Origin of the sequence: Vibrio sp. S234-5, from assembly GCF_000960595.1 — a bacterium.
In the GTDB taxonomy this organism is placed as follows: Bacteria; Pseudomonadota; Gammaproteobacteria; order Enterobacterales; family Vibrionaceae; genus Vibrio.
This window is the reverse complement of sequence record NZ_JZAM01000126.1, coordinates 21,421-45,037: the sequence shown is the minus strand read 5'-3', so window position 1 is coordinate 45,037 and position 23,617 is coordinate 21,421. Positions and strand designations below refer to the sequence as shown.

The following is a 23,617-nucleotide window of genomic DNA, read 5'->3' as shown; positions in this document are numbered from 1 at the left end:
TAGATTGCGAATGACATGCGCCCAACAGAGTTGGTGTCTGTCCGGAGAAAGCCAGTTGTAACCGCTATATTGGTCACTGACCACAATGCCACAATAGTCTGAGTCCAATACCGTTTTTGCTGAATGCGTTGAACGAGAGTAAAGGATTTTTTCATAGACTAAATCCTCGCTTGCCACTAGCCAGCACCAACGCAAACGCTTCTCATCATTTCTAGAGTGCGACGTTTCATCTACATGGACCAGTGGCGTAGATTGTATGTTGGTTTTGATAGCTTGATGGTAACTCTTCACCCGCGAGGCCTTGACAGCAAAGTTATGTGATGAGGTTAACTTGATCCCATATTCGACTTGAGTGATCTTTCTGGGCTGGTAATTTGGAGGTATGAATAAGAAAACATTACCTCCACCGCCAGATTTCGATTCGCCTGAAGAGGCGAAAGATATCATCCATTTTTTATGGAATAAGCTGGCCGAACTTGAAGACCGACTAAACCAAAATAGCCGTAACTCTTCTGTCCCCTCATCCCAACAGTCTTTGCATAATAAAGCCAAGAACACTTCGCCGAATCGGAAGAAATCCGGAAAAAAGCAAGGAGCTCAACCAGGTCATAAAGGCCATCGCCGACTGCTTCACCCCATTGAAGATAGTGCCTCGGTTGAGCAATACTTACCAAATAAAACATGCCACTGCGGTGGCTATGTTATTCCAAATAGAAAACCCTATAAACGACACCAAATCTTTGATTTGCCTGATATCTCTTACACTCTTGTAGAGCATCAGGTCTTCAAAGGTGAGTGCTCATGGTGTGGTGATAAGCATCAAGCAGAGCTTCCTGAGTATGTACCTGATGTTCAGATGGGGCCAAATCTACATAGCTTTATCGCAATCCAAGCGACACAACACCATCAAAGCATAGGCAAAATACAATCTATGCTGAAAGATGTGTTTCAGCTTAACTTCTCTACAGGTGCGATATCGGCCGCGCAAGGGCGAGTAACTGAATACTTAGCTGATACTCACACGCAACTCCATGAAACAGTCAAAGCCTCTCAACTGATTATGGCCGATGAAACCTCACATCAACGCAATAATGAGAAACGTTGGATGTGGGCAGCACTGAGTAATGATGTTGCCTTTTTCCAAATCAACAGTGGTCGAAACCAACATGCCGCTAAGCGATTGCTTGGCGAAGCGGTTTCACACCTTTTAGTGACTGACCAATACTCAGCCTACAAATACATTGATGAATCAAAACGCCAGTTGTGCTGGGCGCACATTTTAAGGAACGTCATCGCCATCGAGGAGAGCGTTTGCCCTGAAAATCAAAAAATCGGAGAAAAGCTTGCTTTGATCGCTCACAGTGTATTCAGGTGCCACCATCGATATATCGAAGAGAAGATCACCAAAACCCAATACTATCGTCGGCTCAGGCGGTTAAGAAAGAGCTGGCTTCATTGGCTTAAACTGGGCAGTTATCAATGTTCCAAACGTTATCGAGGCCGATGCCGAAATCTCATATCTGATGACGCTATGGTCTGGCGTTTTATGGATGATACCGAGTGCCCGTTAACAAACAATGCCGCAGAGCGGATCCTGCGCAACTATATATTGATGAGAAAGTGCTGCTACGTGACTCGCTCATATCGAGGAGATCTGTTTCGTGAGCGCATGTTCTCACTCATAGAGACCGCAAAGCTCCAGCAGCTCTCAGCCTATAGATGGTTACGTGAAATCGTCGAGCATCATATGCTAAGAGTAAATTATCAGGTTCCTGCATTCCTAGCGTAAACCGCCGTCAATAGCTCGCGGGTGAATAGTTACGCTTGATGCAGTGGCGTCAGCATAGAAGCAATACGGCTTTGCGCTTCACTTATGGCACCCACTGAGAAAGTGGTACAAAACTGCTCTTGCAGTAGTGAGCGTATTTTTCGAACACTGAGATGATATTGACCAGCCAGTATGGCGATTTGGCTCATTAGGTTTGGCCTCATTATCCCTTGAGGGATATCGCTAGGTTTCTGGGCTTTCACGGCCTCCCCACATTGCACGCATTTACCTGAATAGAGCCGATATTCGGTAATGTCGATATGTGGCGCTGGGATTTCATGAACTTGGTGGCGATAAAATGGTTTGTCACTCATTTTGAGGTCAGCGTCACCGCAGCAAGGGTATGTGCTTTCGGGGTAACAATCAACAACCGTATCGGATCCTTTTAGTTCTGAGAGTTGTCGTTTATGCCCTTCGTGACCCTGTTTAGCTCCTCTCGGATTGCGACCACTAGAGCTTTGAGCTTTTTTCGTTCAGCCCGCTCTTTGGGTCCATCGGATGATGGTGATTTAGAGGAATTAGCGCTGCTGGTTTTTAGCCTATCTTCGTAATGGCGCAACTGTTCCCATAACTCGGATATCAACGCATTCGCTTCGTTAATGTCCGAGGCAATAGGTGGTGAGGATGAGAATTTTGATTTTTTCTTAGTCATGCAGTCAGCATGAACGCTAGGAATGATCACTCAATAGGCAAAATGGGATCCAGTGCTAATGATGACACTTTTTTTGCTGTCAATGCGGTGCTGGTAAACGTTTACGCGGAATCTCGGGTAACTATTCAGCCGCGAGCTATTACGGCCTTTTACGCTAAGAATGAGGGCTCCTCAAGTGAGGGCAACATCGAGCCATTTTTTTTGTGATGATTAGATACAATATGTTAAATAGATAAATTTGCCCTTACTTTTGCCGCTTAGGGACTAGACCCAGCTTCAAAGTGGCGAAAGTAGGGGGTTTCCTCTCCAGTAATCCTCAAAATCATTCTGAAAGTTAATTACTGTTTTTGGCTAAATGTTAAACGATTGTGATGCATATTCATTTCACCTCGATCTCGTCCTCTAATCTCCAAAATGATCACCTCCCCCAAAATATTTATATTCCATCTTAAATCAATCGGTAGTCCATCAACTACCTTCGCTTCGCTCTGCCAACCTCACTCGGGCTCTATATGCAGGTATATAGCAACCAGTATAAATCTATGGTTGATTGTTTTTTACACTATTTGTTTGTGTGTTTGTTGGTTTGTTTGTATAATAACAAACATACAAACATACAAACAAACTTTAGAAGTGACTGGGGAATGGAACATGGCAAGAGAAAGAGCTTTTACAGATCAACAAGTCATTGAGGCTGCAAATGCACTCTTGGTTGAAGGCAAAAACATCAATGGCACCTCATTGCGTAATAAAGTGGGGAGCGGACGCCCCAGCGCGTTGATGCTCGCGTATACTGACTTGCAAGAGCGGGGAGAGATCAACGCCCCGACGCCCCCCAGTGTGAGTGAGCTCCCTCTCGCTCCCCAAGCGCTCCCGCCCGAGGTCAACGACATGTTGTCCATCCTGCAAGCGGATCTAGAACAGATGATACGGCGCATCAATGACCACGCTCATCACACGGTCGAACAACGGTTAAATCAGGCGATCACCGAAGCCAATCAACGTGCGAAGGACGCCGCATTACGTGAAGCCGAGTCGGTAGCAGAGCAAGAGCGTGCCTTTGAGCAGGTGGAAGACGCGCTAGAAGAAATCGCCGGATTGCACGACGAACGCGCCGAGCTCCAAAACGAACTGGCCTCGCTGACGGCATCCCTCAAAGTGGCCCAAAGTGAAACCCGATCGGCGTTAGAGCAGATCGCAGAGCGAGACCAAAGGCTTGTTGCGGCGGCGGCGCAGCTCACGCAGAGCCAAGCGGCACTCGGTGAAGCACAGACAGAGCGCGCCAAAGCTCAGGGACAAGCCGATGCCCTGTCTAAGCAACTCAGCAAAGAAGAAACGGCGCATGACGCTCTGCAAGAACGCTATCGAGAGCTCGATACGACACACAGCCAAACCCAATCTGAACTGACGTCCTTGCAGCAAACCCTAACGCAGAGCCAAGCCGAACTGATGCGGATGAAGGCGACTTTAAATGAGCGTGAAGAGGTGCTTAACTCGGCCAAAGAAAGCGTACTCAAACTCACGGAGCGAAACGCAACCCTCGCGGCAAAACTGGACGCACTGACCGCGGCAAAAGGGGAAGTGGATGAACGGGTGAGCGAACTCAAAAAGGCCAACACACGGCTGGAAACGCTGCGGGAGCGACAAGAGGACAAGTTAGCGGATCAAGATACCCTACTCACTCAACTGCAAGCCCAACTGCATGAAGCCCAAACGCAATTGGCCAGGTACGAAGAACGGACCACATCGAAAGGCTGAGGTGACGATCGGCCACCAAACCAAGCAAAATGTTGAATTTTAAAATCCATATCACACTCTTTGTGCTAGCTGTCGCAGTGAAATTGTCGGTAAGGTTGCTGAAACACATAACTCCATGAGAACCAACATGAAAAAGATTTTACTTACCTTAGTGTGTGCATTTATCGGAGCCCCTGCGATGGCGGCGAATACGAATGTTGAATACCAAAAAACCTATGATTGCGCCGTGGGGGGATGTCTCCTAATGTGTAAAAGCCTAGCGCAAACTGACCATACCGTTCGGGCGCGGGACATAGGCAAAGCCGATCTGCGGTTGCTCAAGTCAGGAACCATGCTGTTCACATTGAGCTTTCCTGGCAAAAACGCGAAAACAGAAGTGATTATCCCGTCAGGGACAGAATCGTGTGAGCTGCGAAATAGCACTCAGTAAGCCCAGTTGACCCGTCATAGACGGGTCTTTTTTGGTTCGCCTACCCGCTGGACACAGATCATCGGTAAACTTTTGGCAAAAACTTACCACCTATTAAGCGATAGTTTACCACCACAACATCTAGTGTTGTTTAAGCTGCTGTAGGGTACTACATATTGTGTAAAACCCGTTTCCCCTCATTTGTTCATGGCTGCTTTTACGCGCTTAACGGTTGAACGCCCTTTACCTGTAAACTCTGCGGTTTGGTTGATAGAGCGTCCACGTTCTAGACTGGTGACAATATCAGAGTGCTTTATCAGGAAGTCGTCAGTGCTGACCGTAGAGCCTTTTGGCCGACCAAACTTACCGCTTTCGCGTTGGGTTAGCTTGATGCCACGTTTGGAGGCTGCGAGGCGTTTTTCTTCATATTTCCAACGGCCTGTAACAATGAATCGCTCCGCTTTGTTGAAGGGTTCTAGGTTGTTGGTCAGCTTGGTAAATTCCGCTTTCAATCGCTTCAATGATTTGTCATCAAGTACCAGGTATTCTGTGTGCGACCCAATACTAGCTAAATGATTGTTGTAACGATGAAAAACATACTTTTCAACGTGACCACAATTCGCAACTTTGCGCAAAACAGTGCTTTTTATTACCGCTTTACCAGTGGCTTTTTCTAGATCGAGTACCGTTTCTTTCAAGCGTTCCTCTGGCTCTCTCGATGTTCTTCCAACCTTGTGAATAACGCTGTTATCCTCTAGTTGGTACTCAAACAGATACAGTGATGCTTTGAGAATGGCTTGCTGGCGGTGCGCCTCAATTTCGAGCCAAGCGCGATGCTTTGTGCCGTGTTCGATTGCTTCACGCAAGGTGTGAACGCGCATTTGTAATGTGTTACGCATCCACTGGCTAAACCCTAGTAGTGGTAAGCTGCCAAGGATGGTTCTCGCGGTATCGGTAAAGATGAGGTTATCTGTCCGGTCGTCACGGTTAAACAGTTCTTGTTTGGCTGTACGTGTAAAGCGATGTAATCCAGACTTCCAATGTTGAAACACGTTTGGCGACTTGCTATCCGCTTGATAGCCGTCCTTTAAGGCATCGATGATCTCTAATGGATAGTTGAGGTGAAAGTGATGCCATGCGGGTATCTGCGGGATCTCATTCATAGACTCGTTACAAGTCTCGCCGTCATGTCTAAAGTGAGCCGCTTTCGTTTTGCCTTTCACCGCGATTAATGGACACAGGCAGAAAGGGCAAGCTAAATCACCCTTGCCTGACTTCTGCGAGTCAATGTGATGAAAGTTGCCTTCTGTATCTTTGCCAAGGCTTAAATATACAGACATATATCACCATACTTTTTTGAACCTAGTTTGATTGTAGTTTATATGGGTTCAAATAAGTGTGCAAATTTTGGTCGCATTTCTAGCGGTCGCGTTTTCCCCTAAACCTCGATTCCATATAGTGCTATGCTAAACAACACGGTCAAATATCGTGATGTGTGTATTTTCGATAAATTCAAGGATATACACATGACCAAATCTAAAGCTAAGGCTCGTTCCCTTGCGGCATCTCAAATAAACAAAGTTCTCAAACGCTGTTTGTTAATGTCTAACCCAGAGTTAAAACGGGCGGCACTTGCTTTGTCATTTTCTACCCTTCGAGTGTCCGAACTCGCACAGATCACCATCTCTGACGTACTCACACCTACAGGCGAAATCAAAACCGAAATAGCGTTAAGAGCTGCTTTGTGTAAACGTCGTAAGCCTCGCGTTATCTGGTTAAGCACACAAGCCAAAATGCTATTACAAGAGTGGTTCGATTACCGTAAATCTAGGCAATGGGCGACCACCTTTTCTACTGAGTACCAAGGGCTAAATCCAAGGTCTAAGGTGCTGTTAAATCAGTCGGGGAGGTCTTACTCTATGAAGAGAAAAACGCGAATTAATAAGAATGGCGAGGCCGTAAGTTATTTGGCCTGTGATTCTCTAGAATTGCTTATCCGAAATGTCTATCAACGTAGTGGCTTGAAAGGCTGTAGCAGCCATACAGGACGAAGATCATATGCCTCTAGCATGAACATGAAGGGTGTGGAACTCAGTCTTATACAACGCGCTTTAGGACATTCTGAACCATCTATGACGATGGAATATATAGACATTACAACGACTCAGCTATCTCAAGCCGCACAACTAGCTTTGTAGCTATCATTCTGATTTAAAATAGATTCCCTTTTTGGGAAAATAGTTATTGACTATTAACTGTGAGTTTCCCATAATGGGAAATGTAGACGAAGGGGAATCAATGCGAGTTTTATCAAAATCAACACTGCGCAATTTTTGGGAACAGCCTAACTATGCTGACAGTGAACAACCATTAAGTGCATGGTATGACGAAGCGAAGGGGGCAAACTGGCAAACGCCACAAGATATTAAAAATCTATATCGCAATGCGTCTTTCGTTGGTAACAATCGCGTAGTGTTCAATATTGCGGGTAACAAATATCGACTGATCACCGCAATTAACTACAAATTTTCGATGGTCTATGTTCGCTTTGTTGGTACTCATGCTGAGTATGACAAGGTAGATGCAACAACCGTTTAGATAGAGGTCAATATGAATATTAAACCTATCAAAACTGAGGAAGATAACCGCGCTGCATTGGCGCGTATAGCTGAGATTTTCGATGCTGAACCAAACACACCAGAGGGTGATGAATTGGACGTACTGGCAACGTTAGTCGAGGCGTTTGAAGAAGCTCATTATCCAATCGCTCCACCTGATCCAATCGAAGCCATTAAGTTTCGCATGGAGCAGCAAGGTTTAGAAGATAAAGACCTTGTACCGTTCCTTGGTCAACGTAGCCGTGTTACGGAAATTCTGAGCCGTCAAAGACGTTTATCTATCTCGATGATTCGCAAGCTACACGAAGGGCTAAAAATCCCCTTGGATAGCCTTGTTAAAGAATATCAACTGGTTAAGTAAGGGAAAAGATGCCTAAGCCTCGCGGTGGTTTTGTCGGCCATAAGCAGTTTGCAGTCGATCCCAATTGGATTAAAAGCCAACAAGAGATTCGAGTTATCAAAGAGCGAAATCGTTTTGTTGAGTGGTCGAAAAAATGGATTACGATAACTCGACTTAAAACAGATCGATTGTGGACAGATTCAGCTATCAAGAAGTGGCTAGGTGAGCCAAAAACTCAAGCAAAATACAAAGTATTTGCTGTGGATGATGTTAGAAAAGCTGAACGGAAAAAAGCGTTTAAAGAGTGGTTAGCACCTCGACTAGATAAAAAGTTGGCAACTGATCCACACTTTAAAATCAAGAAAATTGGAACGGTCTAACGACCAAGGGAAAATTCGTATGTCAGAACTCGGAGCAATCTCAAGCATCTTAGCTTTAATCGTACTTTGGGTTTTCATTGTCTTTGGGACGCGAAAAAAATAAGGGAATATAGAATGCTTGAACAAATAAAGAAACTATTCATATCACCTAAATCCGAAGACGTATTGAGACACGCTAACTCAATTTCTGTTACACCGAATAGGAATGAAACAGTTGCGTTAATGCAATTGGATGAAAATGGAAACCTTCACATAAAAGGGTTGGCAAAATTTAATGGGCAATGGATTCAATTGACTCCCCAAAGCAAAAAACCAATTGAGTTTACTCATTGGGTATACTATTCGAAATTAATGAAGATTTAATAATTATTGGGGAAAATATGTGGTCAAAACTACTAACCAATGCTGCAATTATATGGTCGGTCTGGTTTATGGTATGCCTGATTATGGTTGGTAAAAACGAGTTTGCAAGTAGATCAATGGATTCAGCTATCGCTCTTCAAAAATATAAAGAAGAATGTGTTACTTTGGGTGGCAAGGTTCGACACGAGAATTCGTTTTTGTCTGGAAATGTTTATTGTCAGGCGGACAATGGAAATGAAAGTGTATTCTTTTATCAATCTTCATTTAGCGTGGTTGAGTTATCATTAGATCTTGTCCAGCAACTAACATTGGGACTATTTGATACTTCTAAATTGAAATCAGATCTAAGCAAAGATTAAGGGAATTTATGACTCAATGCAGCACACCAAATTGTGGCAATTTCGCTGTTACTGGCGGCAAGTGTCACGACTGTTTAGAAGATGCTAACGAGCCAGTAGCGTTTAAATGTAAGCGCTGCGGAACGCCTGTCATCGAGTACACGATCCCATACTGCCCGACTTGTAAAAGTCGCAGTGATTTCGAAGATACGCCAATCAAAGGTTAACCAGAGGGAAAAATGCGCAAGGCTAGAGAGGAAAAGCTCGTTACGTCCGACATGAAAGGGTGTAGGGTCCAAACTGATAATGGTGTGGCTGAGGTTATCAGAGTCATAACAAGCCAACAATGGCTGCATATTCGTTATCCTGACGGCTCTATAGGTTGGGTTAGTGTCGGTCAGTTTAAAATTACCGAGTAGATAGAGGGAAAGTAGATGCAGTATGAAACAGATCCAAAAGTGATGATGACAACGAAAGATATCAAAGAAATCGCTCAACAATTTGAGATGCAGCGCCTTCGCATTGTTCCCATTGAACACGAGAGTCGTTTAACAAGTCAGGGAAATCCCGCAATTTGGTATTGTCTACTTATTGATGTAAAAATAGGCAAAGAGCCCCAAGAAATTAGCTTGGCCACATCAAGAAAGACTCTGAAGAAATTTGCCAATATCGATAAGGCTTTGTCTTTCATAGAGAATGAGCTAGATAAACGTCAAAAGATTAAAGAGATTTGTATCGAGAGAAAAAGCTTAAACATTGCAGCAATGATTAAGGGCTGATAATTTGTTATTCATTGCTGCAATGATTAAGAAATTTACACACAATGAACCGTATCAGTAAAGTTCAAAAAGAAATCTTACTCAGATTGATCAACGGCGTTTTTAATGGAATTCAGAGAGTGAAGTCCACTCACCTCAACGCAGCTGTTAACCGAAAGTTGGGCAAAACCATACACCCCAATAATTTCCGAACCTCTTGCGAGACGCTAGCAGAGAGGGGTTTGATAGTTAGAACGAAAGAAGATTTCGACTGGCACATTAACTTAACGCCTGAAGGCTTTGATAAGGCTTCAGAGTGGCTAGAGCTTGTCGATTCGTCTTTGTAGATATTCGAAAAGTGAAGATATGAAAGCTGTTCGCTGAATCGACCAACGGACAGTGGAAAATGGATGCGTCTATCTAAATGTCGATCTATCTGCTTTACAATCGTGGCTGTAAAGATGCAAGGTCTTGACGCACTTGTAAATTGTTTACGTGATCTGCAATTGAGTTATGAGTCTAGTTTGCAACAAGCCATTCTATTTACCACCGCTACAGCTAATTCTAGCCAGTGCGTTACCGCTTTGCGGTCGGGCTTTTCGCTGCGCTCGTATCGCTAACCTGAGCCGCGATATCGAGCAAGCTCGATGCGTCTCTAGGTTCCAGATACCCAATCCCTAACGCCTCCGCTACTGCGTAGCTGCGCCTCGTCGTCCCTCCTCGTTGCGTTTAACTGATTTCAACTAAGTCCGAGTAAGGGCTTGGTTTTTTATGCGCGAATTTTCCTTTCGACTCGCATCACATTACGGGCTCGCAAGCTGTTAAACCGTCTCTCAACACAACCTGGTTTGCAAGGGAAGTAAACGCTGCATCCCTAAAGCAACAAGTTGCTAAGGGCTGCTAGCCCCTTGTCAAACCAGAACGATGTTAAGAGGCCGGACAGCTAAGCGGCTCCGAAAAGTGATACTCAAACAGAAAGGAAACTCCTCATGGCGCAACAAAACACAACCCCAACTCTCACTAACTTGAATTCAGCAACCAGCGTCTCGCCGCTGGACCGCGAAAGCTCACCAAAAAATGATATCTCTTGTGCTGTTTTGTTGAATGCTCGTCGCGCTATCAAACGAGCGCACGCTTTGCGCTTTGTCGTGAAGAAAGTACGCCTTGCCAAGGAGCGTTTGAGCCAAAAGAAAAAGCAAAAACGTATTGCTATCGCAGAACTCAAGCAATCAATGCTTTATCCGTGCATTCAAAAACTGATTGGTGAAAAGCGTTGTTTCACTTTTAAGGAAGTTGAGCAGTTATCTCTATCACTTCGCGAAAGTGGCCTTGATTGCTGGACAGTGGTGATGGTGGGGAGTTCGCTTTCTCATGGGGCGGTGGTGTTTGCTCACTATAAAAGTATCGCGCCAGCACTGGCATTTAGAATCACTGAAAACGGGTATCTATTAACGTCATTTCACTTCAATTATCTAGATAAAAAAGAGGCTTAATTATGAGCAATATGAATGCTGTCACTCAGTCTGTTTATTCCGCAAAAAACCAAGAACTTTTAGATGAACACAAGCAAAAATTTGCTCTTTCTTCCGATCTGTGGGCGGGCTTTCGTCAATGGGTTGAGGCTGGGCGAAAAGTGAAAAAGGGCGCGAAGGGCTGCGAGATATTTATGGTTTGCGAAAAGAAAGTGGAAAACGAAGGCAAGCAAGAGGGGGATGAAGACAAAAAACGCCAGGTTATTAAGTCTGTTTATGTGTTCAACAAAGATCACACCGAAGCGTTAGAGCAATCTAGTAAAGCGCATTAAAAAAGAAGCCTTAGCTTGGTGCAACAAGCTAAGGCGGTACTCACTACCCAAATAAAGGTAATAGCTATGTACAGCACCAATGTAATCGAAAATAAAGAAGAACGCTACTTTCCAGCGTCCATGGATTTTGATTTAGGCGAAATCGTCGTGAGTCAAGGCGTTATCAAGATGCTCGGCAATCTGCCGGTTGAACTATTGAAACCTTTCTTAGCTCGCCACAAAGGCGGTGATTGGGGGAATGTCTGTGTTCAAGATAAGCAGCAAAACGATCATGCGACACGTTACGGTGACCGCATTCTTTCTAGTTATAAATTCTGTGAGCAGTGTATTTGGATTATTACCGAAGCTGACCGCAGCGTAACCACTATTTTACTTCCTAGCGAATACTAACCAAGGAGCGGAGGGCGAAGCCCTCCGACAATGCATATGATCACTGTTAACTTCTGGAGCGAAAATGAACAAGCGTATTCTTGTGTTTGGGATGAGGGAGACAGAGTGATAAGCGGCTATCTAACGGAACTGCAACTAGAAGAGGAAAAAAGGTTAGGTGAAGATATTCAATGGGAGTGCAGCCCTTAACGCTCACGGTTAAACGGGCGGCGTTGCCGCCCTAAGTTGGTTGTATTGATACCCCTGAATCGATACAGGCGTATCTTGATGAAGCTGTAGCCTCTGGTGATGCAGCTTTCATCAGTCAATCTCTCGGTGTGATTGCTTGCGCTAAGGGGATGACAGAACTTGCGGAACAGACGGGATTATCCCGCGAAACGCCATATAGAACACTTAGTGCAAAGGGAAATCCTAAGCTTAAAGGATTTATGGCCATCATCATTTCTGCATTGGGCATCTCTTTGAAATTGAACGGCCATGCTTAAAAAGGAAGGCCGCTACCGCGACCTTTTTTATCGAATGAGCCGAGCAATCCCGTCCTTTAGGTCTTTAGGTCTTTAGGCCGGGGTGTTCGTTGTGCTAGCCAGTGCGTTACCGCTGCGCGGTCGGGCTTTTCGCTGCGCTCGTATCGCTAACCTGAGCCGCGATATCGAGCAAGCTCGATGCGTCTCTAGGTTCCAGATACACAATCCCTAACGCCTTCGCTACTGCGTAGCTGCGCCTCGTCGTCCCTCCTCGTTGCGTTTAACTGATTTCAACTAAGTTCGAGTAAGGGCTTGGTTTTTTATGCGCGAATTTTCCTTTCGACTCGCATCACATTACGGGCTCGCAAGCTGTTAAACCGTCTCTCAACACAACCTGGTTTGCAAGGGAAGTAAACGCTGCATCCCTAAAGCAACAAGTTGCTAAGGGCTGCTAGCCCCTTGTCAAACCAGAACGATGTTAAGAGGCCGGACAGCTAAGCGGCTCCGAAAAGTGATACTCAAACAGAAAGGAAACTCCTCATGGCGCAACAAAACACAACCCCAACTCTCACTAACTTGAATTCAGCAACCAGCGTCTCGCCGCTGGACCGCGAAAGCTCACCTAAAAATGATATCTCTTGTGCGGCTGATGGGATTAAGCAAAGTGAAAAGAATCTATTTCTAGCATCATTCAAGGCTGGCAAGCTTCGTAAAAATTCGAAGAAAGTCATTCAAAAGCTGCTTGATAGCTGTGACTCGTTGATCTTAAAAACGCAATCTATGGGGCTTGATGATTGTTGGAACGCAAACGAGCCTAAAGAGTATGACAAGGCCAAGTTTTGGGAGTGGTATGAGAACAACTATAGCGAAATGGTGATTTACTTAACTATTCGCGATGGCTTTCTGTCAAAGGTCGAGTTCTGCGATTGTATTTATCATTTTTCCGATGATCTTGTTATGTACTTTTCCATTGATCAAGAGAAGCCAGCAAAGCCAAGATTTTCATTTGCACAAGTTTGTGAGGCGCTTGGGCAAGGGTATATCTCACCCCTAAATCATGATGGTAAATATCCGTCACCCGATCCAGATAAAGATAACAGTGATGAATCTAGGCGCGTTGTAAGTCTTGGTGATTATCAAGCACGCGTTGAATCTAAAAAAGAACGATTTAGTGAATTATCTAATAAGGCTCATACTGAATCTGTGATTTTTTATCAAGCGTCGAAAGAGAGAGCGAGTTTGATACCATTCGGTCAACCAATTTTAGTTGGCCATCATTCAGAAAAACGAGCGAGAAAAGATGCGGAGCGTATTTGGCGTGATATGGGTAAATCCGTTCACGCTCAAGAAAAAGCCGACCATTACGAAAATAAAGCTAATAACGTTGGCTCGGCTGGTATTGCTTCTGATGATCCCGAAGCCGTTAGCAAACTAAAAGCAAAGCTAATTAGTTTGCAAAATAGTCAAGAGGCAATGAAATCAATCAATAAAGTGATTCGCTCTCATAACTTAACGGAGGATGATAAAATTGAATTTATGATTCAAACGCACAAATTTTCAGAATCGCAAGCTAAGAGCGTCTTGTTTCCTAAAACTGGATCGGCTGGCTTTCCTGATTACGCATTGAAAAACAACAATGCGAATATCAGAATGATAAAACAAAGAATTGAAGAGCTTGAAAGGCTACATAGTCAAAAACCTTTTGATCAAAATGGTGAAGTGGATGGTTCTAGTTATGTTCTTTATGAGGAAGACGGTCGCATAAAATTTCGATTTGATGAAATTCCTAGTGATTCAGTTCGAAATATTTTGAAGTCAAACGGTTTTAAGTGGTCACGATTTAGTGGTGCATGGGTTAGAAAAACAACGGCTAATGCGGTTTCATCTACTCAATACATCTTAAAAATGTTTACAACCCTTTGAACGTATGACGCCTCATTGATAATATGGGGCGTTGTTTCTATTCTGATATACTTCAATCTCAAATGGATTGGTTTGATGGTGGTTTATGAAAAAAGTGACACTGTTGCCATTGTTGATCATTTCTCATTCTGTCAGTGCTTTTTGTTTTGATGAGGCAGGAAAATATTACAATGTTGATCCTAAGTTATTAGAGGCGATCGCTACCGTTGAAAGTAGTCTTAATCCTTCTGCTTATAACGAAAATAAAAATGCTGCTGGTAAGGTCCTCAGTCGCGATTTTGGTTTAATGCAAATTAACTCAAGTTGGTTCGACAAGCTTTCAGATTTTAATGTGAATGAGCAAAATGTCTATGAGCCTTGTTTTAATGTGTCTTTAGGGGCTTGGGTACTCAGTGCTAACTTTGCCAGTCATGGATATAACTGGAACAGTGTCGGTGCGTATAATGCGGGTTTTTCCAAGCGCACAGAGGACGCCAGAAAAATATACATTCAAAAAGTTAAATCTGCTTATTATTCCCAAAAAGTTAAATAACGCATTGTGCACTAAAATGGTGCATTGCTGATCCTCTCCCTGTCTTCTTTGTTCCAACTGCGAACCCTCCAGTTAACTCTATTCAGTCGCCATAGTGCGGCTTTTTCGCGTTGGCCTGGTCAACCTTTTCCTAGTCCATACAGTTTAAGGCGATGAAGTCATCCTGACCTTTTGCTTTCTCTGAAAGCGACCACACACCACGGCGCATTGTAAACAATGCGAATGGTTGTCTGTGAAATCATTAAGTGCATTTAAAACAATAGCTTAAGTTATATATTTTCGGTGAATTGCTCATTGAAAAATTTTTAAAATCTCAACTAATTAGCCGTTTAAATCGTATTTGAAAATGTGGATGCTGTATTTAATTTCCATTTAGACTATGTGTAGTAAGGGATTTGGGCGATTTGAGTTGATTGTTACTGTTATTGTATTTGATTTCAATTTAGACCTTTTGCGAATTGGTCTGTGGCTATTTTAAATGTTATGATAATATGGATTTGTATTTGATTTTGCATTGAATCGTATTGACGAGATTTGAGATAGGAAAATCTAAAAATGACAAGAAGCACGGTGTTACAGGCAACGATTAAGGGGCAGCTAGAGCAGGATTTTCGTAAGTTTCAAAGGCGAGAGCGATTGACCGACGCCGACGCGGTGCGTCAGCTTTTGACACTGGCGTTACGTATCAAGTTGAACGACAGTGACGATGATAGACCGTCGAACCGTGAGCTCATGGAGGAGATTTACCGAGTGGTAAGGCAGAGCTCTGCGATTGGTGAGGTTATTCACGGGCAAACCTTTGATGGTGAAAAATTATATCGAGAGCAGAAAGAGTCAAAGCCCGTAAGGCAGCAGATTAAAGCCGATATCGATAACAAAGTGGATGCCTATCTTTCAGGCGAAAAAAAAGGGTAGCCGTCGCTACCCTTTTATTACCGTTCTAACTCTCTGTCGATTTCTCTGTCCTCCCAATCACTTTCTTTCTCTTGGTGTGCAAAGTCCATCTCTTGCTGAGGTGAATATTCTTTGGGCTCAAAGTGTTCAAGTGATTGACTGTCGATTTCTTTTTTCTCATCAAAATTCGATGTGTCTAATTCGCTTTCTTGATGAGGTGAGTGTGTTTCGCTTAATTCAATTTCGTGTACACTGTTATCCCTCTCTAGTTTTTCGATGCACGCCTTAATGTCTTCTTTGAGATTATCATCTGACATGAACTGAATGTCTCGTCCATTGAAGTTCTCGATGATTTTCTCAATGTTGTTTGGATTTAAATCGTGATTACCTTGGTTTAATACAATAATGATGTTCTGTCTCAGTTCATCGATATTGATGTTTTGAATGTCGTTCTTGTGATTGACATTAATAATGTCAATCTGTCCTTGAGTTTGCTCTCGAATTAAAAATGAATTTTCAATCGAGGTGCTGATGATGGTCGTTTTTAAATTCTCTCCTTGGTGGAAGCTTGTTAACTGTTTGGATTTGGTGCCTAGCGTTCGTGGATTAATGTCTAGTGTGTTGTCTCTATTTCCTTGTGAGTCTAAATAGGTGACTTCAATCGCTTTGGTTTCACCTTGTTTGTTGTGGATATTAGTTAACATGGCAGGGTGGAAAGTTTTATCTTCGGACGAGTACACCGCAGGGTGAAATTTTACATTGTCGTTTTCAATGTTGTTGATACCCAGATTGTTTAAGTACGTTTGAGCCAGTGTGCCATTGATCGGCTGGCTTTGATTTATGTACTCCTTGGCTCTTTCTTCAAACCGAGCAATATGCTTTGGTGTGGTGCTCAGTAATTTTTCGTGTTTGCTGTTTTCCTCCAGTTGGTATTTTTCTGGCTCATTAATCATTTGATGCGCTTCATTCATCGCCTCTTTATAGCTGATGTCTTTATGGCTCATCATTAGGTTGATGAGTGAGCCCTTTTCGCCCGTTGTGTAGTCTTTAAAATAGCCACGGTACTCGCCTGTTAAGGAAACTTTAATGGCGGATTTTCCACTGCCAAAAGTTAAGTAATCACGGTCTGATTTGGATTGATTTGGCTTGCCTAATAACTGAATGGCAAGACTTTCGGTGTATTTTGGTAGCTGTGTATTGATGTGCTCCCTAAATTTATGGTAGCCAAAGTCACCGCTTTTATTTTGGAACCGGACGTCTTCGTGAGGAAGTGCGTTGCGGTTAAAGTAAGTGGTGTCTTTGGGTGGGATTTGGTTAATGGTTTCTATTGCGCTGGCTTTATGGCTTTCTTTGGATAACCAACTTCTGACCAGTTGCGTGGTGTTATCAGTATAGAGTCGGATGTGCTGACTGGCACGGGTGACATCGATACCGGCGCGTCTTAGGTTGGTCAGTGCCCCTTTGCTCTGAATGGCGGTAATGACATGGGGATAGGTGGCCCCTTGCGCCATGTCGGCGGTTCGACTATACGCATAGTCCCAATGCCCGTCTTTGAGCTCACTGGGGTTGATGGTTAGCGTCTCTCCTGTTTTCGATTGCGCAATGATGCCGTCTGAGCTTGCTTGCGTGATGCGGTATTCCACGTTGGCTTTAATGTCGCGGCTTTTATCGGTAAAGCGCGTCACGATCTTATCGCCTGTTGAAAGCGGCTTTTCTGACACGTTAAACAGTGTGGTGAAGGTATGGTCTCGATTGCGGGGTAAGAAGGAATTGGTTTTACCTTTCGCGTCTTCGAGTGTTACCACACCATGCTCTGAATCCACGTGGGTTATGGTGGCGTATTCCCCAGGTTTGGTACTCAGTACTAAGCCTTTTTGGTAGGGCATCATGGTGGACAGCTCTTCCCCTGTCGCCCCGACAGAACGCAGCCTGGTTGTGATGATGTTTTCTTTGCCAATCTCTTGGGTTTTCATTAATCCGACGCGGATGTATTCGGTGATGGTGTCACGCTCCTTGTTGGTGTAAGCGATGATAAGCGTATTCTCTCGCGTCTCTGGGGTGCGCTCTAGATAATCTTTGGCCACGACAAAAGGCAGCTTTTCAGTGGCTTCTAGCTGCGCTTTGCGTTGGTCTTTATGGTGCTCATCCAACGTGGATATGACATGGTGGCCGTTACCTTGGTTGTCAGGGTCTTGCTGTTTGAGCTTATCCAGGGCGCTTTGCGGTTGCTTATCAATGGTGTTTTGTGCCGCATTCAGCAAGGTGTCGTTTTGCTGACGAATGATGTCGGTCATGTACGCGGTATCGATATCACCTTTGCTTATGGCCAGTTCAAACGGTTTACCGGCGCTAAGGGACAATAGCTGCTCTTTATCACCTAAAAGTACCGCTTTGGACTGACTGGCATTCACCAGTTCGGTAAACTCCTTAGCTTGCTTGTTGCTGACCATCGAGCTTTCATCAAGAAAGAATAGGGTATGTTGATAGTCGCTGGCGTCTCGATTGCCTTGCCTGATATCGGTCAGCAAACTTTCCAACGTTTGTGCTTTTACCCCTTTGCTTTCAAGCTCAGACACGGCGGCGTGAGTGGGTGCAAGCCCAATCACGTTTTGCTCGGGCAACTGGCTGGCTTCTTTGACTAGTTGGATAAGCTCAATGTTCGATTCGAGCATGGTGGATTTACCCGTACCGGCTAAACCTTGAATCGCCACAAAGCTGTCTGGGGTGGTCGAGGTCAGCGTGATGGCGTCTTTTTGTCCTTGGGTTAAGCGAGGTTTGGTATCGAGAAAGGTTTGCACCTGCTTAGGGGTAGCAAAAGGCTGATGTCGGTCTTTGCCATCGATGATGTTTTGCAAGATGCGCTTTTCCGTCTCCAGCGCTGCTTGTGTCGTCCAGCGTGTCCCGTCGCTGTATTCCGCTGAGAGTGTGTCGCTGCGTTTGGCCAGCTCGGTTTCAATTTGATCTTTGGTTATCGAGCTGCCGGCTTCTTCAAAGGCGTAACGAACCGCCTCGACCACTAACGCTTTTTGGCTAAACGCCGCCTCTCGCTCTGAAAGGTGGTTAAGGGCAAAGCTGACCGCTTTCTCGATGAGGGGCGCGTTTTGCGCTTTCGCCAGTGCCGATAACGCCTGACTGACATCTTGTTTTAACAAAGCTTGGGTGGTGTCGTTTAGGTAACGGTCGTTGACGTTTTGTGTCTGCAATACGCGCTCAATCGCTGACGGGGAAACTTGCTCTTTTTCCAGTGCGCTTTGGGCTTTATCGGGTTTATCGGTGAAGATATCAAGACGCTGCGTTTTTTCGGTCAGGTCATTGATGAGTGGCTTAGAAAGGGTAAACGCTTTGGCTGAGAGTAAGGTATGCGCCTTTTTCTCGATATGGCTGGCACCTCGAACGTAATCATATTGCAAAGGTGCGTCTTTTAAGTGCTCAAAGCTGAGGTATTGCGTTTTGCCTTGGCTTTCGAGTGTGACGCCGGTCTTATTGATATCGGTGACAAGGTAACTTTGATTGGCATCCAAACCGGAGGGGGAGTGTTTTCCTAACGTGCTAAGCCGTTCGCCTTTGGCTATGTTCAAACTTTGCGGTTTACTGATTTGCATCTTCATGGCTTTAAAAGCCCGAGTGGATGGGTCGAACGTGTGTGACTGTCCGTCGTGTTTGCTGAGTGTTGTCATGGTATTGCTCTCTTTATCGATACTGGCAATAACAAAGCTTTGAGGTTTGCCTTTGTCCCAATGAGTGAGCGTCATGCCTGGCTTGTAGTGTTGAACGAGCGGTTGCTGCGCTTTAGAGAGGTAGTGGGGGACTTGAGTGAACAGAGTGGTTTCATGGCGAGAAAGCGTGCCGGTGTTTTTGAGTCTATCCCGAATGGCTTCGGTTAATCGCCGTTGCTCGACGCTGGATGTTGCTATCACTTGAGTGTTGGCTTTATCGGGGAGGTCAGCGTAAACGCGCGCTATCCTATCGGTATCACTCTCATGCAGTTTTACGTCTGTTTCGATGGGTTTACTACTCACCCAAGTATGGCTCTCCACATTGCCTTTTTGATACAGCGAGATAGCGTTATTGGCTTTAAAACCTTGACGGCTAGAAACACGGTTTAACATCACCACTTTGCTGTTCGATTGCTTGGCTTTATCGGTCAGCGCTAACAGTTCATTGGCGCTCATCTTGTTGGCGTCATCGATGAGCAAGACGTCTTTATTGGTGAGCGGGACATCGCTTTGCAGTAAGCTATGGGTGGTGTGTCGCTGCTCTGGGGAAAAAGCATTGGCTATCCATGCCCCAAGGGTTTGGCTTTTGCGCTGTACGTTCTCCATCCCTTCGGCTTTGGTTTTGGCGCTTTGTGAGACAAACTGAACCCGTTTACCACTGTGATTACCCACGTTAAGCAGCTGCTGCGCGATACCTTGCGATGAGCCATGCACATTCACCACATGGAACTGTTTGGTGGAGTGGTATAATTCGGTAAGAAGACGCTGCTGACTTTCAGGGATAGCCAGTTTATTGAGCATCTTGGGTTCAACGTGAGTGCGCATATGGTGCGCTCGTCCTTGAGTGCTGTCGATAAGCGCCTTCTCGTTGTCAATTAAGCCTTTGGTGGTGTATTGCCCTTTTTGGCTGAGTCCTATCAACTCTCCTGTTTTTATCATCTCATCGGCGGCTTTTTTGATATCAAGCGCGTTTAATTGCACGGCCCCTTTGGTGAATTCTGAGGCGGTGAGTTCGATGATTTTTTCTAGATGTAAAGCGGTGCTGTATTGACCTAAGTGGTCGATGGCTCTGCTGATGGCGGCTTTCGTTTCATCGAGCGAGGGTATCGTTTGTTGCTCCTTCGCTTTCTGCGCGAGACCAACGAGTTGAGAGGGCTCATACCCTTGTTCTCTGACGGTGTTTTGCCACTGTTTATTGAGGCTGTCATTGCTTTGGTAGGTTTTGCCTTTGCGTGTATCAAGGTTGGCCACATCGCGAGCGGCGCGAGACTCAAATCCCAAATCGAGCGTGCGCTGGTCAATTTGTTGTTTGCGAGTTGAGGAAGCGTCAATAATGGATTGAGGGACACCACTGACTTCGAACTGGCCGTTCCCGACGCCTCGCGTTGCATAGCCTAATTCTTGTGCGTCTTTCGCGAGGTGGCTCTGATATAAAATCCCGTAGTATTTTTGGAAGTTGTAGATGCGCTCGCCAGTGCCGTTAATGACGCCCCCTTTTTGTTTGATGCTAGACGCCAGCGTGCGAAGTTGCCCTTCTTGATCACGTGTCATATTGGCCGCCAGAGCGTGTGAGTGGATTTGCATATCATTTTCACGACTGGTTTTATGGCGCACGACTGCAAATATCATGGAGTCCGTGTTATGGAACTCACGCTCTCCCTCTTTGTTGATGGTGGTGATTTGCGCCACGTCTTTCTCAAGCTCTGTGAGAGCGAATTTAACCGCGTTGTTGTGGGCTTCAATAAGGCGGGTATCTCCGCCAGTAAGCGCAAGAATGCTGATGGATTTAGGTGCGGAAAAGGTGAGATCAAACCCTGATTTATGATCGTCTCGCTTCCCCTTGATGGTTTCATCACCAAGTTTGCCTGATAGCACGGACTCTAATGTGGTTTGGTCCACGGCTTTGCCAGCCAGTCCCGCTTCGATAGCAAGCTTGCCGTGCCAGAAGGTGTTTTCTCCCTGGTCTTTTTCTTTGAGGTAGTAGTTGTCACCGGCATCTTTCTCTAAAGAGACATCTGGCAGATCTTTGGGGTTTTCTTCGCTTAGGTAGTATTTGGCCGCGCCAGAGGCAGATTTTAATGGGCTGATAGAAAGCATTGAGATTTTCCTTATGCAACGCAAATTGCCGCTGGCAGCAACGCTGAGCGGTGTATCGTGGTTAAAAGGGGGAAGTGAGGTGGAATTAAAAAGCCTTGCGGTCGCAAGGCTTTTTGTATTCAATCATAGGCGTCAGTGATTTCGCTATCTTGGGAGATAGCGGCTTCTTCCAGCTCTCGTTGAGCTCGATCTTGATAGTCACCATCGGATTTGAGTTTTTCAGCATCCTCGCTGGCCAGTTCCTTGACCGTATCACTTCGCTGTGCCTTTCTGATTTGGTCTGTTTCCAGCTTCATCTCTTCGGGCGTTTCAAACTGCTTGGCTTGGATTTCTGTGAGTGCATTGCGGTCTTCGTCATTGAGGAAAATGCCAGGCGCGACACACTCGCAATAAATCGCTTCTTCATACGCTTTGGTCATCGCCGGTGATGGGGTGTAATCGCGTTTGATAAAGGCGGCGCTGACATCTCGCATCTTATCGAAGTGCAAATCCAGTTGAGTGATAAAACTGCTTCCTGGTACGCGAAGGTAGCATTGCAAATCGTCCATGGCTTGGATTTCACTGCTCGATACGACAGGACGGGTGATCGTTTGGTGGCCAATCGATACCCCATCACGTAACGTATTCGCACCGTAAGAGATGTTTTCTCTTGATACATCGACTTCTTGCTCGCCCAAATCTTTAGAGGAGATTTGCGCCATCTGCGCCGAAGGCGCGCGGAAGTAAAAGCGAGAGTTGAGCAAATCAAAAATCACATCGGCGGTGTTCTTGCCGTAGGTTTTCACCAGCTGCGCATACGACTGGAGACCAATCACATAACAGCCACCAAACTTGCGTACCTCAGCAATGATGCTATCGAGTTCTGGCAGTTTATGCAGACTGGGCATTTCATCCATAATCACCCAGATCCGTCGGTCATCATCCGGATCAAGTCCTAAGATGGCGTTAGACGCAATCGCGAGCCAAGTTGAAATCAATGGTCTCAAGGAAGCGTGTTGCTGGGCATTACTGGATAAGAACAAAAAACCTCGTTGCTTATCATCGAGTACCCAATCGGTGATGGAAAACGGCTGGCGTTTGAGCTTGCCTTGATCGTCTTTTTCATCCAGTCCGTCCAAAAAGCGTAGGCTCTTAATGTAGGTGGCCAGAACGGATTTAATCGAGATGGCGGTTTTTTTGATGTCTTTAGAGACAAGGGAAGCCGATTCTGTGCCTTGTAAAAAGTTACCGAGGGTTTCGAGCTCTGAGGTGAGGATCAGACTGAGCAGTCTTGCGGTCGAGCAAGGCTTATTGTCTTGGCTCATGCGATACGCGGTACTGGAGAAAATGGTACGAGCGGAATCCACCCAGAACGGATCGCCTTCACCGTGCTGCGGAATAAGGGCGTTGGCAATGTTTTCAAAGTCAGGGGCATCGATGGCATCGCACCACACATCCCAATTAGCGCAGCGCTCATCAAATGGGTTGAGCAAGATATCTTGGCTAGGGTCAAAAAACTTACTGGTGAAGGTGCAGCCCTTATCATAAACAATGGCTTTGTCGCCTCGTTTGCGTATCCAGCGCAGTAGTTTGCGCAGCATGACGGATTTACCTGCTCCGGTCGTACCATCGATGAGTATGTGCTGTACTTCAAACTCATGTTTAAACAAGGCAAGGCCATCGACTTTAAAATCAGAAATCTTTCCGTTGCCTACACCTTGTTTTTTCAGCGTTTTGGCACGCTGCTTTAAATCCTGAGTGAGCCTTTTCGGCTCTGCAAGTTGAAACCCACGCACGTGAAGATCTTCACTTTGCTTTTCGCCTTGTCGTTTGAAAAAGCTCATCGCGCCCATCAAGATAGCTAACGCAATGGCGAGGGCAATTAAGAAATTGATTTGTGCTTGGCGTATGACATTGTCGTAAAGGGTAATGAGCTGTGTGTTTTCGAGCTGTGAGGCAAGGGTGCCGACGTAACGCTTTCCATTCCAGAAGGTCGTCACTTCACTGCTTAAATCGTGGCCAAGGTTGGCATAAAGCTGGTTGCGCCAGTAGTAGAATACAGACCAAAAGGCATTATCGGGGGCGCGCAGCCACGTGAGAAATCCGGTTAAGGCAATGACCGCCCAAATAGAGGCGTAGACCAAGGTATTGTTGACTTGAAAGAACATTCGAATCGAGTGGAAGGTGATTTGTCCACCACGGGTAAAATGATTGCCTTTGGAGCGTGAAGGTCTAGACATGGCAGTCTCCACTAAATAAAAGGTTGAAACGTTGTAAAGGCTCAATCAGGGAAACAAAAGCGTCCCGTTTGTTTGAGCATTTGCGTTAAACCCCTCTTTGAGGGGTTTTTGGGATAGAAATAGAAAACGCCTCT

The 23,617-nt window shown here is 45.2% G+C and carries 21 protein-coding genes and 1 pseudogene; 17 read left to right on the top strand and 5 right to left on the bottom strand.

The genetic code is table 11. From position 1 onward, the window contains the following. The coding region (locus UF06_RS28160; protein ID WP_277914539.1) for a transposase at positions 1-447 on the bottom strand (447 nt) is incomplete at its 3' end. Between UF06_RS28160 and UF06_RS04770 the strand changes: the two genes are divergently transcribed. Then, complete coding sequence (locus tag UF06_RS04770) at positions 383-1,789, top strand: IS66 family transposase (protein ID WP_045569422.1); 1,407 nt, start codon at positions 383-385, stop codon at positions 1,787-1,789. The genes UF06_RS28160 and UF06_RS04770 overlap by 65 nt on opposite strands. Positions 1,790-1,821: 32 nt before the next feature. Here UF06_RS04770 and UF06_RS23715 read toward each other — a convergent pair. After that, positions 1,822-2,480 (bottom strand): annotated as a pseudogene (locus tag UF06_RS23715) (DUF6444 domain-containing protein); the annotation flags it as partial. Positions 2,481-3,131: 651 nt separating this feature from the next. Here UF06_RS23715 and UF06_RS04755 point away from each other — a divergent pair. Continuing rightward, entirely contained in the window at positions 3,132-4,238 is a 1,107-nt protein-coding gene (locus tag UF06_RS04755) for a DNA-binding protein (RefSeq protein WP_045569419.1), read from the top strand. 127 nt (positions 4,239-4,365) lie between these two features. Then, the gene (locus UF06_RS04750; RefSeq protein ID WP_045569418.1) at positions 4,366-4,668 is read left to right on the top strand and encodes a hypothetical protein; all 303 of its coding nucleotides are present in this window, start codon (positions 4,366-4,368) and stop codon (positions 4,666-4,668) included. Positions 4,669-4,844: 176 nt separating this feature from the next. Here UF06_RS04750 and UF06_RS04745 read toward each other — a convergent pair whose 3' ends face one another. Beyond that, positions 4,845-5,987, bottom strand: a complete 1,143-nt coding sequence (locus UF06_RS04745; RefSeq protein WP_045569417.1) for a GIY-YIG nuclease family protein — start codon at positions 5,985-5,987, stop codon at positions 4,845-4,847. Between the two features lie 186 nt (positions 5,988-6,173). Between UF06_RS04745 and UF06_RS04740 the strand changes: the two genes are divergently transcribed. From UF06_RS04740 to UF06_RS04670, 14 genes are all read left to right on the top strand, one after another. After that, positions 6,174-6,845 carry a site-specific integrase gene (locus UF06_RS04740; RefSeq protein ID WP_045569416.1) on the top strand — a complete coding sequence of 224 codons (672 nt, stop codon included), beginning with the start codon at positions 6,174-6,176 and terminating at the stop codon, positions 6,843-6,845. 100 nt (positions 6,846-6,945) lie between these two features. Then, positions 6,946-7,245, top strand: coding sequence for a type II toxin-antitoxin system HigB family toxin (locus tag UF06_RS04735; RefSeq protein ID WP_006073957.1), 300 nt, complete (start codon positions 6,946-6,948; stop codon positions 7,243-7,245). Between the two features lie 12 nt (positions 7,246-7,257). After that, complete coding sequence (locus UF06_RS04730; protein WP_006073958.1) at positions 7,258-7,626, top strand: hypothetical protein; 369 nt, start codon at positions 7,258-7,260, stop codon at positions 7,624-7,626. A gap of 8 nt (positions 7,627-7,634) precedes the next feature. Continuing rightward, the gene (locus UF06_RS04725) at positions 7,635-7,985 is read left to right on the top strand and encodes a hypothetical protein (RefSeq protein ID WP_045569415.1); all 351 of its coding nucleotides are present in this window, start codon (positions 7,635-7,637) and stop codon (positions 7,983-7,985) included. 329 nt (positions 7,986-8,314) lie between these two features. Beyond that, positions 8,315-8,707 (top strand): hypothetical protein, encoded by a 393-nt coding sequence (locus tag UF06_RS04715; protein WP_139046268.1) that lies wholly within the window; start codon positions 8,315-8,317, stop codon positions 8,705-8,707. A gap of 8 nt (positions 8,708-8,715) precedes the next feature. After that, entirely contained in the window at positions 8,716-8,913 is a 198-nt protein-coding gene (locus UF06_RS25680; protein ID WP_139046267.1) for a hypothetical protein, read from the top strand. A gap of 207 nt (positions 8,914-9,120) precedes the next feature. Then, positions 9,121-9,465 carry a hypothetical protein gene (locus UF06_RS04705; protein ID WP_045569411.1) on the top strand — a complete coding sequence of 115 codons (345 nt, stop codon included), beginning with the start codon at positions 9,121-9,123 and terminating at the stop codon, positions 9,463-9,465. A gap of 968 nt (positions 9,466-10,433) precedes the next feature. Further along, positions 10,434-10,937, top strand: coding sequence for a hypothetical protein (locus UF06_RS04695; RefSeq protein ID WP_045569409.1), 504 nt, complete (start codon positions 10,434-10,436; stop codon positions 10,935-10,937). Positions 10,938-10,939: 2 nt separating this feature from the next. Beyond that, positions 10,940-11,248, top strand: a complete 309-nt coding sequence (locus UF06_RS04690) for an ArdC family protein (protein WP_045569408.1) — start codon at positions 10,940-10,942, stop codon at positions 11,246-11,248. 66 nt (positions 11,249-11,314) lie between these two features. After that, positions 11,315-11,638, top strand: coding sequence for a hypothetical protein (locus tag UF06_RS04685; RefSeq protein WP_045569407.1), 324 nt, complete (start codon positions 11,315-11,317; stop codon positions 11,636-11,638). Positions 11,639-11,871: 233 nt separating this feature from the next. Beyond that, entirely contained in the window at positions 11,872-12,123 is a 252-nt protein-coding gene (locus UF06_RS23710) for an addiction module antidote protein (protein WP_082069573.1), read from the top strand. A gap of 519 nt (positions 12,124-12,642) precedes the next feature. Further along, a complete protein-coding gene (locus UF06_RS04680; RefSeq protein WP_052702520.1) occupies positions 12,643-14,025 on the top strand; it encodes a DUF3560 domain-containing protein in 1,383 nt (460 codons plus the stop codon). 85 nt (positions 14,026-14,110) lie between these two features. Then, on the top strand, positions 14,111-14,557 hold the full coding sequence (locus UF06_RS04675) for a lytic transglycosylase domain-containing protein (RefSeq protein WP_045569406.1): 447 nt from the start codon (positions 14,111-14,113) through the stop codon (positions 14,555-14,557). 555 nt (positions 14,558-15,112) lie between these two features. Beyond that, positions 15,113-15,472, top strand: coding sequence for a hypothetical protein (locus UF06_RS04670; RefSeq protein WP_045569405.1), 360 nt, complete (start codon positions 15,113-15,115; stop codon positions 15,470-15,472). Positions 15,473-15,489: 17 nt separating this feature from the next. Here UF06_RS04670 and traI read toward each other — a convergent pair whose 3' ends face one another. Together traI and traD are read right to left on the bottom strand one after the other, a co-directional pair. After that, positions 15,490-21,264 carry a conjugative transfer relaxase/helicase TraI gene (gene traI, locus UF06_RS04665; RefSeq protein ID WP_045569404.1) on the bottom strand — a complete coding sequence of 1,925 codons (5,775 nt, stop codon included), beginning with the start codon at positions 21,262-21,264 and terminating at the stop codon, positions 15,490-15,492. 119 nt (positions 21,265-21,383) lie between these two features. After that, positions 21,384-23,483 carry a type IV conjugative transfer system coupling protein TraD gene (gene traD, locus UF06_RS04660; RefSeq protein ID WP_045569403.1) on the bottom strand — a complete coding sequence of 700 codons (2,100 nt, stop codon included), beginning with the start codon at positions 23,481-23,483 and terminating at the stop codon, positions 21,384-21,386. Between the last annotated feature and the right edge of the window lie 134 nt (positions 23,484-23,617).